This is a genomic window from Rosistilla ulvae, assembly GCF_007741475.1.
Lineage (GTDB): Bacteria > Planctomycetota > Planctomycetia > Pirellulales > Pirellulaceae > Rosistilla > Rosistilla ulvae.
The window spans coordinates 2,504,858-2,522,613 of record NZ_CP036261.1; the positions used below are offsets into that span (position 1 = coordinate 2,504,858).

The window sequence follows — 17,756 nt, forward strand, 5'->3', positions numbered from 1 at the left end:
AAGGCGGCACAGATCACGGAACGACGATCCTCGGGTCAGCTCGATTTGCTGACCCGCATGTACCAATCGACCAAGCGGCGGACCTGGCGTGGCGTGTAGCCACGCTGCGTCATGCGGTCGACAAATTCGCTGTGCTTCTGCTGGGCTTGGCTGTCCTTTTTGGCGCCAAAGCTGATCACCGGCAACAGCTCTTCGATCTGGCTGAACATCCGTTTCTCGATCACTTCACGAATCTTTTCGTACGAAGTCCAATCGGGATTGCGACCGTTGTTCTTGGCGCGAGCCCGCAGCGCAAACTTGACGACTTCGTAACGGAAGTCCTTCGCGTTGCCGATCCCCGCGGGATGTTCGATCTTCTCCAGTTCCTCGTTGAGAAGATCGCGATCCATCAACTGGCCAGTGTCGGGATCTTTATAATCCTGGTCGTCGATCCAGGCGTCGGCGTACGAGATGTAGCGGTCGAACAGATTCTGGCCGTAGCTGTGGTACGACTCGAGATAGGCTTTGCGAATCTCGTTGCCGATAAACTCGGCGTACCGCGTCCCCAACTCCTCTTTGACAAACTCCAGATAACGCTGCTCGGTCTCCTCGGGCAATTGCTCGCGGCGGATCGATTGTTCCAGCACGTACATAAGGTGGACTGGGTCGGCAGCCACCTCTTCGTTGTCGAAGTTGAAGGTCTCCGAGAGGATTTTGTAGGCGAAGCGGGTCGAGATCCCGTCCATCCCCTCGGTCACGCCGGCGGCGTCGCGATATTCCTGGACCGTCCGCGCCTGCGGGTCGGTATCTTTTAATGACTCGCCATCGTAGACATGCAGCTTGGCGTGCAGGCTCGAATTTTCGTGCTCCTTCAACCGCGTAAGGACCGAAAATTGCGACATCAACTCCAGCGTATCGGGAGCGCAGGGAGCGTTCCCAAGTTGGGAGTTCTGGATCAATTTGCGATAGATCTGCGTCTCTTCGGTCACTCGCAAGCAATACGGAACCTTGACGACGCAGATCCGATCCAAGAAGGCTTCGTTGCTGCGATTCGCTTTAAACGTCTCCCATTCGGACTCGTTGGAGTGGGCGACGATGATCCCTTGGTAAGGCATCGCGCCGACGTTTTCGGTGCCGACATAGGTACCATCCTGCGTCGCTGTCAGCAGCGGATGCAGCATCTTCAGCGGCGCTTTGAACATCTCGACAAATTCCAACAGCCCCTGCGTCGTGCGGTTCAGCCCGCCGGTGTAGGAGTAGGCGTCGGCGTCGTCCTGGCCGAAGTATTCCAGTTTGCGAATGTCGACCTTACCGACAAGCGATGAGATATCCTGGTTGTTCTCGTCGCCCGGTTCGGTTTTGGCGACACAGCAGCCGCGTTGTTCGGACGGCGTCACGCGGACGACAGAAAATTTGGAGATGTCGCCGCCGTATTCGTCCAGTCGCTTGATCGCCCAGGGGGACATGTAGCCCGCCAAGCGGCGGCGTGGGATGCCGTATTCTTCCTCCAGCACCGATCCCATCGTTACGGGATCGAACAGCACCAGCGGGCTCTCGTAGATCGGGCTGATCTCGTCGCCGGCGCACAACACGTAGACCGGCTGCTTTTCCATCAACCGTTTTAAAGTTTCGGCCAACGAACTTTTGCCACCACCGACGGGGCCCAACAGATACAAGATCTGCTTGCGCTCCTCCAAACCTTGGGCGGCGTGGCGGAAGAAGCCGACGATCCGCTCGATCGTCTCTTCCAATCCGTAGAAACTCTTAAACGTCGGGTAGGACTTGATCGTCCGGTTCGAGAAGATCCGGCCCAGCCGTGGATCGTTGGACGTATCGATAAGTTCGGGCTCGCCGATCGCTTGCACCATCCGCTCGGAGGCGGAGGCGTAGAGGCTTGGGTCGCTCCCGGCAGCTTCTAAATATTCCTTTAACGAGAGTCGGACTTGTTTATGTTTGGAGTAGCTCTCGGAATACAGCTGAACGATGTCCGTTCGGTTTGTGGTGGCCATGTGCAATCTCCCAAATGCGCAAAAGCTTGAAGTCCCACCCGCGATAAATTCGTCGTTTGGATTACTTGCGGCGGGCAAAGACTAGATTCACGGCGGCAGGACGTCGGTTGCCAGAGAATGCGAAGCAGTTCGCAGTCGCCCGTCATCCGACAGGCGGTCGACAAAACCGAGGGGCGCAATCGATGCACCGATCGGAAGTTTCCCGCTTATCCCGATTATAGGAGATCGCGCTGCGTCAACTTTGCGATTTCAACCATTAAACAGTTGAAAGCGACGGCGCAAACACTTCCAGCGAAACGACTTAGGGAAAACTTCGTGAAATTAAACAGAAATTCAATCCCGCGAGATTCGGCACTGTGACAGTTAGAATTTGCCTCCGCTGGCGACGCGCGACTCAATCGCCTTGCTGTGAATTAACAACTTCCTGGCTGGTGACCTGATCGACTTGGGGCGATTGCGCCGATGATTTACGATATGCTTCAATAGGTGTCCCGGGCGGAAGGGGATACCGGCGAAGGCGGCTGCAATTCAATAGACCCTCGGCCCTATGTGGCGACGGCCCGCATTCAACACAGGAGTCCTCCCGATGGGACGCGTTGGAGAAACGATTCATACAATTAACACCACGGTCCGCACGTTCCTGATGGTCTGCATCGCGGGCATCTTGGGAAGCGCCGGATACGTGACGTACGATATGTTCGACGCCGAGCGACGCAAGCTGGCCGAGACCGAATCGGCACTTGCCTCGGCTCACGTCGAACTCGAAAACGCCAGCGTCGAGATCGCTCAACAAGCCAAGACGATCACGCGGATGGAAACGGCGCTTCAGTTGTTGAAGGTCGACCAACGCCTGGCGCGGTTGGAGGTGCTCAGCCAGCAACCGCAACTGGCGTCCGAGTTGGTTTTGACGACAGTCCGCTTCACCGAACTCTCTCCCGAGGGGAACGCGATCGGCAAACCGAAGGTCTTCACTATCGATGGCGATGTCGTCTACATCGATAACTGGGTCGTTAAATTCGAGGACAAGTTTGTCGAATCAGCCGATATCGCTCGCGGCACATCGCTCACTCTGTTCCGCCGCGTCTTTGGCGAACACCAAACCCCAAACGACGGCTTTGTCATCGACGAGGTGGGATCGATGCCGCAGGCCTATCTGCGTGGCGGAGAACCCAATGAATTCGAGCAGGAGATCTGGTCGAAGTTTTGGCAGTTTGCAAACGATCGCAAACTGGCGGCCGAAAAAGGGATCCGCGCCGCTCATGGCGAAGCTGTCTCGGTGAAGACTGAAGCTGGCAAGTCGTACCTCATCGAATTGCGAGCTTCCGGCGGACTGTCGATCTATCCCGAAGCCCGCGCCGTCGACGTGTTGGACGCAAAATCCTAAGCTTCTCCCAAACGACTTCCACGCCGCGAGCACTTCACCCGCCTGGCGAAGCCGGGAGGGTCGGGAAACGAGCGTTTAGCCAGTTTTTCGGGGAGGGCCTTATGCTGATTCGATCGATGCGGAATTGCCTTGTGGACTCCCCTCCCCGAACCTCGCTTCGCTGGTTCGACCCTCCCCTGCCAAACTTCGTTTGTGGGAGGGTGAAGTCTCGCGTTGGCAACAGGTACTTCACCCGCCTGGCGAAGCCGGGAGGGGCGGAAAACGAGCGTTTAGCTAGTTTTTCGGGGAGGGCCTGACGTCGGTTCGATCGATGCGGAATTACCTTCCAGACTCCCCTCCCCGAACCTCGCTTCGCTGGTTCGACCCTCCCCCGCCAAACTTCGTTTGCGGGAGGGTGAAGTCTCGCGCCGGCAACATGCACTTCACCCGCCTGGCGAAGCCGGGAGGGTCGGAAAACGAGCGTTTAGCCAGTTTTTCGGGGAGGGCCTTACGCTGATTCGATCGATGCGGAATTACCTTCCAGACTCCCCTCCCCGAACTTCGCTTCGCTGGTTCGACCCTCCCCTGCCAAACTTCGTTTGTGGGAGGGTGAAGTCTCGCGCCGGCAACATGCACTTCACCCGCCTGGCGAAGCCGGGAGGGTGAATCGCATTGTTGTTAAAGTGGGCTACCTCAGCAAGCTGCTAGAGAAGCCGTGCCTTCGGGCGACCGCTTATAGCGTTTCGGCGATCACGCCGCGATCGGCTTCGTGGTCGTCGATTCCCAGCAGCGCTTTATCTTCGACGTTGGGGCCGGGCAGTTCGGGGATCGGTTGGTGCGAGAACCACTCGGTCATCGGGACCTTCCATTTGGGAAACTTCCGCGTCCGATAGAGCGCTCCCATGTACATGTCCGACGCGTCGGTCAGCCGTCCGTCTTCGGTCGCTAGATCGTAGCGAATGCCGTAATGCATCCGTGCGCCGCCGACTTGTTCGCTGCTGGACCACCAGTGCGGCTTGTAGAAGCGTTGTTCGCAGACGTAGACGACGCCGCGCAGTTCTTTGCTGCAGCAGGAGATCTTGCCCAGCGAAAAACGTGCGTTCCAACGCTGCATCGGTTCAACCGTTTCCAGCTGGACCGCATCTTCGACCGGACTGTCGCGTCCTAAAAAGATCTCGCTCTTGCGGGTCAAGAACATCGTCTCCATCACCCGCGGCAGATAGAGGAAATCAGGAGTGAACGGTGGCCGATCGATGTCGAGGTTCAGGAAGACCTCGCGGTCGGAAATGTCATCCCCGGCAACCAATGGCGTTCCCGCCACGTCGACTAATTGGATGTGGAAGGTTGCGGTGCGGTAGTTCCCTTCGTTGAACAGTCGTGGGCTGCGCTCGTCGTTGCCGCGATAATACGATCCCGACAGACGATTCTCGAGATCGGCAGGCCGCTCGGGGACCGGAGGTGTTCCGAAATCGTAAAAGGTTGCAAAGTGGATCTCTTCGGCGAGGGCCGTCGACGTGATGTGATCGCGCAGCGACCAGATCTCGTATCCCAAGTAGCCGCACAAGATCACCAAGGGGATCACCGGGGATACCTTTGCGGTCAACATCCGCTGCCGCAGTGGCAAGCGTTCGGATGGAAGGGACGCTGGTTGAGCAAATTGTTCATCGACGTCGATCGCCGCTTCGGTGGGCGGATCGTCGCCGATTCGATTCGTTGACTGGTAGCCGTAGGCTCGCAAGCCGATCAGTAGCGTCAGCAGCAAACCGATCGCGACGTATCGGGTGTTGGTGTCGAAGAAATCACGCAGACGATCGCTCCAGGCAAGGTTTTGTAATTGAGGGACTTCGCTGACGTACAGTTCCGCGTTTTGCTCGAACTCCTGTCGGCACTCATTGCAACAAAAGCGAACGGTTTTTCCTTGATAGGTGGTCACGTATTCGTCGGTCGCTTCACGCTCGCGCAGCACCGGACACATCGCGTTGGTTGCCATCGCCTGACTGCAGACGATCGTCAACGAGATCGCCAGCATCAGCGTGCGGATTGGGTTTTTCATGATCGGATCGTGCGGTAAATAGGCTATCGAAGATCGCGAGGGACTCTGCAAATTGCTGCACGACTCTACGACACCCTTTTCGTCGATGATGTGAAATCGCAACGCATGCAGCTTGCCCGCATCGATTTCCCCGTGCGACGCGATGATACAAACAGCACAACCGCTGCAACCGTTCAACTCGCCTGCCCGTCGCGGTTCGCAGCACGGGGATGCAATCGAATGTTGTCAGAAAGCAACGTGCTGCGCTGTAGGTTTCCCTGTCGCGCGAACGCCAACGACAAACCCGCCGGCGCCTTCGTTTAACCGCGTGCCCATCGGGCCGCGCTTTTAGATTTGGGATGCGCTTTGACGCGCGGCCCGATGGGCACGCGGTTAAACGAAGGGGGAGAGACGCGTTGTTTAACCGCGTGGGCAACGCCCCGCGCGGCGAAGCACTAGCCCAACGTAAACTCGCGGCCCGCTGGGCACGCGGTTAAACGAAGGGGGAGAGACGCGTTGTTTAACCGCGTGGGCAACGCCCCGCGCGGCGAAGCACTAGCCCAACGTAAACGCGCGGCCCGCTGGGCACGCGGTTAAACGAAGGGGGAGGGACGCGTTGTTTAACCGCGTGGGCAACGCCCCGCGCGGCGAAGCACTAGCCCAACGTAAACGCGCGGCCCGCTGGGCACGCGGTTAAACGAAGGGGCCGGACGTGCCTACCCACGACTTTCCGCCGAACATTTGAAAACCCAATTGAGACGAACGATGAAACGGAAACTGCTTCGCGGACTGGCGTATGCCGTCGATACGGTCTTCCCGACGCGAATCCTCGCGGCGCTCTGCTCCCTCGGATTTGGAATCGATCTCGCCCTGCAGATCACCAACGCGAGCGGCATCTTGGCCGAAGGCTCGCCGCTGGCGCAATTCACCATCGCGATGATGGCTTGGCTGTGGATCACGATCGCTTGGGCGATCTACGGACTGGCGCGGGCCGCCGACTGGATTCAGCAGCGTGGCGGATTGCTCGCCGCCCGACTGTTCCGCGTGGCCGTCGGTTGCACTCTGGCGATGGTCGTTGCGATCAGCATTGGCAGCTGGGGGCTGAACGCTCAAATCGGTCGCTTCGCCACTTTGGATACGCTGCTGTTTCTCGTCGCCAACCCGCTTCTCTCGACTTGGGATCACATGGGTTCGGGCGAGCGGCGATCGATCGTCTTGGCAAGTATCGCCGCTCCGGCGGTGATCTGGGCTTTTTGCTGGTTGTTGCGGAATACGCCGCAGCTGTCTCGCGACCGCTCGCCGCGCGATCTTCGCGCCAGCTGGGTCCTTGCCGGAATCGTGCTGATGGGGATTTGGATGCCAATCGCTGGCGATCTCAGTGCCCAGCGATCGGCGTCACGGATCGAATCGGTGCGCAGCCGCTTGCATCCGCTGGTCACGCTCGCCTCTTCCAGCTACGACCTGTTGGCTCATGAACCGATCCAGGCGAAGATCGATCCGGAATCGTTGATCGCTCTCGAAGCATCCTGGACCGTACCGCCGAACACCGCGCGGCCATCGGTGATCTTCGTTGCTATCGAATCGCTGCGATCGGACGTTGTCGGCTTGCGGCACCAGGGCAAACTGGTCGCTCCCAATCTGACTCGCCTGGCGGCCGAAGGACTCACTTGGAATCGAGCCTACGCGCAATCGACGCACAGCGATTATGCGGACGTCTGCATCGTTTCGTCCCTCTATCCGCTGCGGACTCAGCGGCATCATTATTATCGCAGCGACGATCCGTGGCCGAAGACGTTGGCTTTCGATCTGTTCAAACAAGCGGGCTACGCGACAGCGATCATGTCCAGCCAGAACGAATCGTGGGGCGGGATGGATCAATTCCTGAACGTCCCTTCGTTGGACCTGTTCTTCGATTCGGCTCGCAGCAACCTGACGACCTACACATCGGCTCGCGATCCCGGGTTTGCGTTGGAGCGAGCGGTGGGAGCGTTCCACGCTGGCAGTCTGTACGACAACCAAACGATGGACCGCACGCTGCAATGGATCGACCAGCAGCTTGCCAGTCAGACACCCTATTTCATCAGCATGAATCTGCAGAGTTCGCACTTTCCGTATGAGTTGCCGCCGGGGACGGAGGAGCCGTTTCAGCCGGCGCGGATGGATCGCGACGTGACGTTTATGTACCATCCGCCGGAGAAGACGCCGCTGGTTCGCAACGCCTATTACAATGCGATCCACAACTGCGACAAGGAGCTTGGCCGGTTGGTGGAACATCTCCGCGAGCAAGGCGTTTTGAACGATACGATCTTGGTCGTGTTGGGTGAAAACGGGGAAGCGTTCCACGAAAACGGATCGGTGGGGCACGCCCGCGAGCCGGTCGAACCGGCGCTGCATGTGGCCACGGTGATCCACGCTCCTAACCTCATCGCACCGGCGACCGACGATTATCCGCTGGAACATGTCGACGTGTTGCCAACCGTGATGGGGCTGCTCGATTGGCCGACGCATCCCAATTTGCAAGGTAGCGATCTGTTGTCGGATCAGCGAACGCCCTTGTCGCAGCGGCTGATCTTTCATCACGTCAACAGCGGCGCCGCTCTCGGCGATGCAGTTCAGTGGGCCGGCCGATGGAAGCTGGTGATCGATCGCCAGCGTCATTCTATTCAACTGTTCGATTTGGAAACCGACCCGCAGGAATCGACCGACGTGGCGGGCGAACACCCCGTGATTGCGTCGGTCCTGCACGATGTGCTTACCCGTTGGTACGATCAACAATTGGCCTACTACCGCTTCCCCGCCTACTACCAAAAATTCTACCCGCCCCAACCGCCAACTCTCACAGACCAGCAGCTTCAGAAGTTGAATGCTGCAGGTTGAGCTAAGCAGCTTTGCTGCACATCAGGCCGGATGCCGACACATTCTCTGCCGGTGGTGTAAACCACCGGTAGGAAGCATCCTCTTAATACAAGCCCGTAGGCCGACACGGTTTCTTGCTGTACCCTCCACAACCACTGTAGGTTTGTTGTGTGTCGCCCCCTGGCCGGGGCTCGTTTTTCATGCGGTTCTATCAAAACCTACTGTATGTGCCGCAGGCCTTATGAGGCCGCTGCTACCGTGGCTTCAGCAAGGTTTCGATCGGCGGACGCTATTCCTGGGCCGACGCTCCGCTTGACCTGGTCAAAGCAATGGACCGGAGCTTCGCCCCTCGTGTTAGTTGTTCTGGTTTGCCTATGCTTTGTATCTTGCCGGCCCGGGAGTCGGTTTTGCTGATTGTGATAGACGGCTGCCGAATCGATGGCGGTCGTTCGTGAGTGCCTGCCCTGGAATAGCCGACTAGGTTTCTGATATGAATACGATTCTATTTTTGTCGCGGGCGCAGAAGCTTCAGAGACTTTATCATTCTCTTCCATCGTCCGAGTGCGCGACGCGACCTACTGTGGAATGCCAATACAAGGGATTTAGCGATGCAAAACGAAGAGCCAGCAAACGCGGGAGAAGCCGCGGCCAATGGAGTTAGCGAAAATCTGGATGTGCTCAAGGAAGAAGCCACCAACGCGTTCAGCAATGCGATGCAAGGCGATTTCTCGGGGCTGATCGAGATGTCGATGGTCTATCTGCCCAAGGCCGTGTTGGTCGTCTTGGGGGTTATCGTCGCCTATTTTGTCGCCAAATTTGTCTCGCGGATCGCCGGCACGCCGGTCCGCCGCCGTGTCGACGAAACGCTAGGCCGCTTTGTCTCCAAGGTCGTCTTCTACTCGATCATGATCTGCGTGTTGTTGGGGGTTGCCGGATCGGTTGGCATCAATGTCACCAGTTTCGCAGCGGTTTTGGGTGCCGCTGGTTTTGCAGTTGGGCTAGCCTTCCAAGGGACGCTTGGCAATTTCGCCTCCGGTATCCTGTTGCTGGTCTTCCGTCCCTTTAAAGTCGGCGACGTGATCTCGGCAGCTGGGATCGTTGCCAAGGTCAACGAGATCGATCTCTTTACGACGACCTTTGACACGCCCGACAACCGTCGGATCATCGTTCCCAACAGCCAGATCGCCGGCGGCACGATCGAGAACATCTCGTTCCATAAAGAGCGACGCGTCGACGTGGCGGTCGGCACCGAATATTCGGCCAGCCTGGATCTGACCCGCGAGACGCTTTCCAAAGCCGCCGAATCGCTCAACGACAAGATGCTCACCGGCGAAGGGCGTGGCTACCAGATCGTCCTGGGCGACTTGGGAGACAGTGCGGTCGCTTGGACCGTCCGCTTCTGGACGCGCGCCGAAGACTACTGGGGCGTCAAGGAATCGTTGACTCGAGCTGTCAAGAACGGCCTGGACGAAGCGGGTATCGGGATTCCGTTCCCGCAACTGGATGTCAATTTGACGGGTGGCTCGGCCGATACGGAAGGCACTGGCGACGGCAAGATCAAGCCGCGTCTGCGCCAGTAACAGCCACGCAACCGCACTTTACCCGCCCGCATCGACCGATGCGGGCGGATGCATCCCCCGTCGGCTGGTTTGCGCGACGGCAAATGCTTGCACCACGCGGCGCGATCGACTTGAATAGGGCAGTCAAAAACACTCCCTATTGGTCGAAAGGTCTCCCCCGTGCTCCTACCCCATTTTTCTGTGCTGCCGCGTGGGCGGTTTCTGTTCTTGGCGATCGCCGGCCTGGTGGTGGCCCAGGCAATGCGAGCCGACGCGGACGACACCCGCCCGAACGTCCTGTTCATCGTCTCCGATGACCTCAACAATTCGCTCGGTTGCTACGGGCATCCGATCGTTAAATCGCCGAACATCGATCGACTGGCCGCTCGCGGTGTCCGGTTCGACCGCGCCTACTGCCAGTACCCGCTGTGTGGTCCCAGCCGCAATTCGATGCTCACCGGCCTGTATCCCAACAGCACCGGGATCCATGCCAACAGCCTGATCTTTCGGCAAACGATCCCGCGACACCACAGCCTCTCGCAAGCGTTCCGGTTGGATGGCTACTTCGCCGGCCGGATCGGCAAACTGTATCACTACAACGTTCCCAAAAGCGTTGGTACGAACGGGCACGATGATCCTGGATCGTGGGAACTGGAACTGAATCCCGCCGGCTGCGATCGGCTGGAGGAGGAACCGGAGATCTTCTCGTTGCGGAAGGGGAGCTTCGGCGGCACGCTCAGCTGGCTCGCATCGTCACGGCCTGACGAAGATCACACCGACGCGATGTTGGCCGACGACGCTCATTGGGTGCTGCAGCGATGTGCCAAGCGACGCGATCGCCCGTTCTTTTTGGCTGTTGGTTTCTACCGACCGCACACGCCCTACGTGGCTCCCAAAAAGTACTTCGAGCCCTATCCGTTGGATCAAATGCCCCTGGTTCAAGGTTGGGAAGAAGACCAGAAGGACATCCCGAAACTGGGCCTAGGGAGTCACAAGAAGGATCACGAGCTGTTGACCGACGACCTGCGACGGCAAGCGATCCAGGCCTACTACGCCAGCATCTCGTTCATGGATGCTCAAGTCGGACGGCTGTTGGATTCGCTCGACGAACTGGGCCTAGCGGACAACACGATCGTCGTCTTCACAAGCGACCATGGCTACCACATGGGCGAACATGGCTTGTGGCAGAAGATGAGTCTGTTCGAGGAGAGTGCTCGCGTGCCGTTGATCATCGCGGGCCCCGGCGTGGCCAAGCCGGGTTCGGTGGCCAAGTCGCCCGTTGGCCTGATCGATTTGTATCCGACGCTGACCAAAGCGTGCGATGTTCCGAGTCCGGAAAACCTGCAAGGTCAGGACCTGCAACCGATGCTAGCTGATCCGTCGGCAAAGGGGCGTGGATGGACGATCAGCCAAGTCAAACGTGGCGGCAAACCGCCGGTCTTTGGCTACACGATCCGTACGCCCGATTGGCGTTATACGCAGTGGGGCGACAAGGGGGCCAATGGGGAAGAGCTGTACGATCATCGCAGCGATCCTCAAGAGCTGACGAATCTGGCTAACGATTCGGCTCAGGCCGCCGTGATCGCCGACCTCAAGCAAAAGATCGAACTGGCAATCGGGGAAACCTTCCCTGGATCGGGCGAGATCCCCAGCGTCCGACCTGGCGTCTGGGCTCCTAATCTCACCAATCCTTGACGGTCGCGGTGCAACCTGCTCGGCAGCTGCGACCGTGGAGAGATCGAGGCAGTGGTTTACGTCCTGTTGGACATAAACCGCTGACTCTTAATCGCTCGCCGACGGGGAACCACTTACGCAGCTTTGTCCCGTGGTTTGAAGGGGAGCACGTCGGGCGTTTCCGCCGCCGTTTCCTGTTCCACCATATCGATAGCCCCGCGGCTGCGACGCAGTTCGCGAATCGTTTCAGCACGTTCGCTCAGCCGGGTTTGCAAGTCGATGATCCTGCGTTCCGCTTCGGCGTTTGCGTCGAGGCTGGCGTTGTAGTCTTCGGTGACATCGCGCAGATGGCCCGTCGTATCTTCCAACTGTTTGCGAAGCGATTGGACCTGAGGATGCAATTGTGAGAACTCAGCGACCTTGGTCTGCAGTTCTTGGACACGGTTGGATTGCCGCTCCAACAGCTTGGCCGTTTCCAGGTGCTCTTCAACCGCCTGGGTCAATTGTTGTTTCGTCTGCGTCTGCAGCTGCTGCAACGGTTCGATCTGTTGGATCTGCCCTGCCATCTCTTTTTGTTGCGACTTCAGTTCTTTGACCGTCGCTTGCAGTTGTGCATTGCGATCTTCCGCATGTTCCAGCGTTTTGGTCATCTCCGCCAAACGTGGTCGCAGCTTTTCCATCCCAGCGAGATCGTTGGTCAGTTGTGCGATCTGCGATCGCAGCGTTTCGGTATCGGTCCGCAGCGATTCGGCGTCTGCGGTCAATGCATCGCGGTTGGTTTCCAGTTCCGCGACCAATTTTTCATGTCGCTTCAGCTCGCGATCGGTTTCGTTGAGCTGCTTCTGCATGCTCGCGTTGGTGTCGTTGGCCGACTGCAATTTGAGTGTCGCTTCGTCGCGTTGACGTTCCAGGTCCGAAAGCATCGCCGCCTTGGCCGCGACCTCGCTCAGTTCGGTCTCGGTCGCTTCAACCTGGGCCTTCAATTGCTTGTTTGCATCGGTAAGACCGTTCAGTTTCGACAACACGGCATCGCGTTCGGTCTTCACTTCGTCGAGGTCCTGCTTCAGTTGATCGTGCGATTGTTCGCTAGCGATCAGTTTCGCATCGACATCCGCCAGCGTCTCTTCGAGCCCATTGGCACGATCCATCGCCCCATCGCGTTGTGCAACCAATTGCTTGACCTGGACGACCTGCCGTTCGATCGTCTCCTGCAGTTCCTCGGACGCTTTGACTTCCTTGTGCAAATCGTCGCAGTGGTGCTGCAATTCTTCGCGTTGCGATTGCAGTTGTTCTTGCTTCGTCTTCAGTTCGGCACATTCGGCCCGCAACGCGTCGCGTTGCGATTGCACATCGCCCACTTCTTGTTGCAGGTTCGCCAACGATTCATCCCTCGCGGCGAGTTCGTTGGTCAATTGTTCCGACTTCGTTTTGCCTTGCGTGACCAAGTCTTGTAAGGACTGGCACTGTTCGCTCAAGCGTTTGATCGTGTTGGTCGCCGAATCGTGCTTGGCCTGAGACTGGCTGGTTGTCGCTGCCAATTCCCCCGCCAGGGTCTCGATCTGCTTTTCGAATTCAGCGGTTGCATCGGCCAATGCCGTTTTGCCTTGATCTCCGATTTGTTGCTTCAGACGCGCCAATTCTTGCTGGTGCTTGTTTGCCGCTTCGGCCAGCTTGGTTTCGTGAGTCTGCGACCACTCGGTCTTCAGTGCGGCCAGTCGTTGTTCGTAAGTGGCCGTCTTGTTGTCGCTATCCGCTGCGTGCTGCTTCAACTGGTTCTGAAGCGATTCGAGTTCGCGCTGATGCTTGGCTGTCGCTTCGGCCAACGTCGCTTCGTGATCGCGAGTCAGTTGCGACTTCAGTTCGGACAACTGTTGTTGGTACGTGAGATCCTTGGTTTCGCTACCTGCCGCTTGTTGCTTCAGTTGGTCCTGCAGCGATGCGAGTTCGCGCTGATGCTTGCCCGTCGCTTCGGCCAACGTCGCCTCGTGTTCGCGAGTCAGTTGGTCCTTGGTTTCCGCCAGTTGTTGGTTGAATGCGGCGTTGCTGTTTTCGTTGTGCGTCGCTTGTTGTTTCAGTTTTGCTTGCAGCGATTCGATTTCGACGCGATGTTTCGCTGCGATATCCGTAAGCTTGGCAGTGTGGGCATTGCCCAGTTCCGACTTCAGGTCGGCGAGCTGCCGTTGGAAAGCTTCGGCCTCTTTGTCGCGCAACGCCTTCTGTTGATCGCGTTCCGCTTGGACGGTTTGCAGTTGTTCGCTGAATTTCTGCGACGTCTCGGTCAGCGTCAGCTGATGATCGGCAGTCAATTGTTCGGTCAGCTTGACGATTTCAAGGGCGTGCGTTTTCTTCGCCCCGCTGTGCTCGCTTTCTTGTTCAGCCAACTGACGCTTGAACGCCGCGATCTCTTGATCGTGTTGGGCTGCGATTTCACCGAGCGATTGCTCGCGTTGCAAGCGAAGCTGTTCTAATTCAGCGTCCAGCTGCTGATTGTCGCTCTGCAAGTTCAGGACTTGTTCGCGGGCTTGATCCAACGACCGTTGCAGCGTTTCACGCTTGTCGACATTTTGGTTCAGTTCGTTTTGCCGCACCTCGTGCTCGTGGCGCGTTTGATCCAACTGTAGCCGCAAACTTTCCAGTTCGCTGTCCAAGCGTTTTGCGTCCGCCGTAGCGTTGGCTTTGGCGCGGTTAGCGTCGTTCAATTCCTGCATCAATCGATCGCGTTGAGCGGCTTCTCGCGCTGCGTCGTCAACCGCCGCTTGGGCCTGTTGGCTCAACAGTTCTTGTTGACCGATCGCTTCGTTCGCTTTGATTTCCAGATCCCGTTTGATTCGGGTCAGTTCTTTATTCTGATCGCGGATCGCTTCCCATTGCGTTCGGGATTCCTTCCAGTCGCGATCTTGTTGGGCATGTTGGCGCTTGCGTTGCCGAGTGATCGCGCGGAGCTTGCGGTAACGGGCCTCGAGGTGCAGCATTCGCGCCTCTTCCTCGGACCGATCTCGGTACCAAATCAAGTGGCCGATGCCCAAGCCAACCAGGATGAAGAGGACGATTGAGATGACCATGAATGACTCCGATCGGGTTCACCGATGTGATATTTGGAAAGCAGTACCGCTTGTCCGCTGCTTCTATCAAATCGCCCGCTGCGATAGTAGACGAATCACCACTGCAAGCATTTGGCAATTCGCGGCGCTCGACTTTAACGGTTTTGCCTGTTATCACGCTTCGGCAATCTTTGCTTGGTAGCTTGAGCTTGCCAGTCAGATTTGCCGGGATTTCCAATGAGGTGATATCAATCCAATACGCAGTGTCGTCGAAATGACGACGCAAGGAATTGAGGGAAGAGACTATGCCGTTCGGCAGGAAATGCCGTTGAAGCAGCGATTTGCAGCGACAAATCCTATTGGCTTGTTCGATATCCGAGGATCTGCAGTTTTTGGCACGTTCCTTGCATTCTATTGCTCTCATCGTGAAGACGACCTGCATTTGGGAAGTCGCGAGTCAGCAGAGATGAGTGCGACAGGAATGGCCGTCGTACGCTTTCCGCATTGTTCATGCGGAGTGTGTGCCAGATGGTCGCCGCACTGAAGTTCTAGGGAGGTAACGAAAGATGTTACGAGCAATTCGATGGTTAGGGATTCCGTGTCTATGTTTTGCGGTGGTCGCAGTCGGTGATATGCCGCAGGCACAGGCGGGTGGATTTAGCATCCAATTTGGGACACCCAGCTACGGGTATGGTGGGTACAGTCGCAGCTATCGACCTTCGTATGGTTATGGCTACGGTTCACCGGTGCGGGTGTACAATCAACACCGGTCCTATCACAGCGGCTATGGCGGGCACCATCCGCACCGCACCCACTACGATTACCACGGCCCAAGTTTAGTGCCGCATGGGAATCACTACGACTACGTACCGGGGCACTACGATTTGCACCGTGGGCACCATGGACATAGCGGTCACCGTGGACACAGCGGGCGACATGGCCATCACGGCCATCGCGGACATTAATAGGCCGCTCTTCGCTCTGACCGATCCGATGGCAGGCGGACGGTCAGAGTCGGTTGTTTCAGGCAACGTTGGTGGCGGGAATTGGTCCGCATCTCGATTGCTACGGGCACGCATCAGTCGGCGTTGTCACGTCTGTGTCTAATGCAATCCTTCGAGCGTTCTAAGGTTGCAGCATGGGCCCGCGCCCTATGCTCTCCGACTCAAAGCACTTCCCTTCGGGAAAATTTCGCCATCGCGGAGAGAGATCGTTGGGATCGCTCCGTCGCTCGCAACCCCCTCGGTTTGCGTTTGCCCCATTGATGATGCTCGACGTCCAGGCGGGAAATCGGGGCATGCCCCAGTTTCGGTGAAAGGCGAATGACCGCAAGACGCGGTTTGCGGTTATAATAGCCACCGCTTATTGCGGATACCTTGTATCCAAATTCTTCCGTTGCTGACTGTCACAGGTTTCCACATGCCATCGAGTGCGTTTTCGCGAGCACGTCAAGTTCCCACTGGCTCATCAACCCTCATCGGTAATCTTTGTGCAATCATCTCGGGGTTGCTGATTCCACTGGGATTTATCGTCGCCGGAATCGCGACCGTCCTGCTGCAGGATCGCGGGTTGCATGCGTCGCCCGTCGTGTTGGGCCGCTATCTGTCGGTCCCGCTGCCCGAGTGGCTGTTGAAGATGGAACCGCTGCAGCAGTTGATCCTGATCGGCAGCGTTGGCGTCGCGATCGCGCTGACCCAAGCGCTGCTGTTATCGATCTTCTATCGGATCGTCTTCCATCGCGCCGACAGCGTCGTCGCGCAACTGCACCGCGATACGTTGACCCGCTGTATCGAACACGCTTCGACCGAAGGAGTCACCGCCCAGCGACGTCGTGCCGAACACTTGATCCTCAACTCGCTGCCCGAACTGCGTTGCGGACTGATCGCTTGGTATCGCACCACGCCCCGCCGCGTCGTGATCCTGATCGGCTGTATCCTGTTGGCCGGACTCGTCGATATCTGGTTGGCACTTTTGGCAGTCGTCAGCTGGTTGCTGGTTTGGAAATTTTATCGCTGGCTCGAAGGCATGGACGAGCCCGAGGGGAGCCAATGGGAACTGCCGCGGTCGCGCGAACGACTTGTCGAGATGGTTCAAGAGGGACCGATGCTGGCACGACTGCAGACCGGCGAAGAGTTTAATCTTCTGTACAACGCCCAACTGCAACAGTTGCTGGATCTGCAAGCGGTCCGCGACAAGACGACGATCCGCCGCGTTCCCGTTCTTTTGTTAGCCGCCACGCTGGCGATCGGTCTGCTCTTTTTCGCGCTCGGCGTCAACCTGCTCGACCCGACTTCGGGACTCACCTTGCCCGCAGCGATCGTTTTGGCACTCAGCCTGTTTGGCGCTGGCATGGCAGCCGCCAGCCTCGCCAAGACGCAGCACTTGATGCAAGTCGCCGCCGATTCCGCAGCAACGGTCTTTTCGTTTCTCGATCAACCGACGCGAGCCGGCGCCAGCGAGCGGCTCGGAATCGGAGGCCTCAACGACGCGATCGAACTCTCGCACGTCACGCTGCACGACGGCCAACAACAAGTCCTGGCCAACGACATCTCGCTGCGACTGGAACCAGGCAGCTTGGTCGCCTTGATGGGATCCGACGTCGCCGCGCTCCGCGCGATCGTCGAACTGCTGCTCGGATTTGGCCGCCCCGCCTCAGGCAAAGCGACACTCGACGGGATGGCGATCGCCGACATCCATCCCAGCGCCCTGGGTAAACAAGTCGTTTGGGTTGGCAGCGACGGGCCGATCTGGACAGGTTCGATCGAAGAGAATTTGCGAGCCAATACCGACGGAGTGACCACGGCTGACCTAGCCGATGTGACTCGGAAGGTTGGTATCTACGATAGGATCCAACAACTCGAAGAGGGCTTTTCAGCAGAGATTTCGCCGGGCGACTCGCGGCTGGAAGCTAGCGGCCGCTATCAAGTCGCCGTCGCTCGGGCACTGTTGGCCAAGCCAGCGGTGGTGATCGTGGAAGAACTCTCCGCCAGCCAGACCGATCTGCCCGAAGATCCCTGCCTCGATGCGCTGCAAGAACTCGTCAAAACGGGAACGCTGGTCGTGATCCTCCCGCATCGCCTGCGAACGCTGCGAGCTGCCGAACGCGTGGTCCTACTGAGCAATGGACAGATCGCCGGCGAGGGGCGACACGAGGAACTGCTCACCAGCAGCGACTTGTACCGTCACTTGAACTATCAACTGTTCAACCCGTACCGCGATTTAAAATAGCGAATTCCGATCCGG

Annotated in this window: 9 protein-coding genes; 6 read left to right on the top strand and 3 right to left on the bottom strand. The window is 58.0% G+C overall.

Going from position 1 to position 17,756, the window contains the following annotated elements:
- Positions 1-35: 35 nt before the first annotated feature.
- Positions 36-1,988 carry a PrkA family serine protein kinase gene (locus EC9_RS09035; RefSeq protein WP_145344246.1) on the bottom strand — a complete coding sequence of 651 codons (1,953 nt, stop codon included), beginning with the start codon at positions 1,986-1,988 and terminating at the stop codon, positions 36-38.
- A gap of 586 nt (positions 1,989-2,574) precedes the next feature.
- Here EC9_RS09035 and EC9_RS09040 point away from each other — a divergent pair.
- A complete protein-coding gene (locus EC9_RS09040; protein WP_145344248.1) occupies positions 2,575-3,372 on the top strand; it encodes a hypothetical protein in 798 nt (265 codons plus the stop codon).
- A 712-nt stretch (positions 3,373-4,084) separates the two neighbouring features.
- Here the strand turns inward: EC9_RS09040 and EC9_RS09045 are convergent.
- Positions 4,085-5,404: a hypothetical protein gene (locus EC9_RS09045; protein WP_145344250.1), complete on the bottom strand. Its 1,320-nt coding sequence runs from the start codon at positions 5,402-5,404 to the stop codon at positions 4,085-4,087.
- Positions 5,405-6,148: 744 nt separating this feature from the next.
- Here EC9_RS09045 and EC9_RS09050 point away from each other — a divergent pair.
- From EC9_RS09050 to EC9_RS09060, 3 genes are all read left to right on the top strand, one after another.
- Positions 6,149-8,260, top strand: a complete 2,112-nt coding sequence (locus tag EC9_RS09050) for a sulfatase family protein (RefSeq protein ID WP_145344252.1) — start codon at positions 6,149-6,151, stop codon at positions 8,258-8,260.
- 587 nt (positions 8,261-8,847) lie between these two features.
- Positions 8,848-9,819, top strand: coding sequence for a mechanosensitive ion channel family protein (locus tag EC9_RS09055; RefSeq protein ID WP_145344254.1), 972 nt, complete (start codon positions 8,848-8,850; stop codon positions 9,817-9,819).
- A gap of 225 nt (positions 9,820-10,044) precedes the next feature.
- On the top strand, positions 10,045-11,493 hold the full coding sequence (locus tag EC9_RS09060) for a sulfatase (protein ID WP_246106129.1): 1,449 nt from the start codon (positions 10,045-10,047) through the stop codon (positions 11,491-11,493).
- 113 nt (positions 11,494-11,606) lie between these two features.
- Here the strand turns inward: EC9_RS09060 and EC9_RS09065 are convergent, their stop codons facing one another.
- Positions 11,607-14,534 (bottom strand): coiled-coil domain-containing protein, encoded by a 2,928-nt coding sequence (locus EC9_RS09065; protein WP_145344256.1) that lies wholly within the window; start codon positions 14,532-14,534, stop codon positions 11,607-11,609.
- Positions 14,535-15,079: 545 nt separating this feature from the next.
- Between EC9_RS09065 and EC9_RS09070 the strand changes: the two genes are divergently transcribed.
- Positions 15,080-15,478 (top strand): hypothetical protein, encoded by a 399-nt coding sequence (locus EC9_RS09070; RefSeq protein WP_145344258.1) that lies wholly within the window; start codon positions 15,080-15,082, stop codon positions 15,476-15,478.
- A gap of 541 nt (positions 15,479-16,019) precedes the next feature.
- Entirely contained in the window at positions 16,020-17,741 is a 1,722-nt protein-coding gene (locus EC9_RS09075; RefSeq protein ID WP_218934691.1) for an ATP-binding cassette domain-containing protein, read from the top strand.
- Positions 17,742-17,756: the final 15 nt, after the last annotated feature.

Excerpts from the sequence above, each read along its gene's own strand:
- EC9_RS09035 (WP_145344246.1), bottom strand. The coding sequence starts at position 1,988 with ATGGCCACCACAAACCGAACGGACATCGTTCAGCTGTATTCCGAGAGC.
- EC9_RS09040 (WP_145344248.1), top strand. The coding sequence starts at position 2,575 with ATGGGACGCGTTGGAGAAACGATTCATACAATTAACACCACGGTCCGC.
- EC9_RS09045 (WP_145344250.1), bottom strand. The coding sequence starts at position 5,404 with ATGAAAAACCCAATCCGCACGCTGATGCTGGCGATCTCGTTGACGATC.
- EC9_RS09050 (WP_145344252.1), top strand. The coding sequence starts at position 6,149 with ATGAAACGGAAACTGCTTCGCGGACTGGCGTATGCCGTCGATACGGTC.
- EC9_RS09055 (WP_145344254.1), top strand. The coding sequence starts at position 8,848 with ATGCAAAACGAAGAGCCAGCAAACGCGGGAGAAGCCGCGGCCAATGGA.
- EC9_RS09065 (WP_145344256.1), bottom strand. The coding sequence starts at position 14,534 with ATGGTCATCTCAATCGTCCTCTTCATCCTGGTTGGCTTGGGCATCGGC.
- EC9_RS09070 (WP_145344258.1), top strand. The coding sequence starts at position 15,080 with ATGTTACGAGCAATTCGATGGTTAGGGATTCCGTGTCTATGTTTTGCG.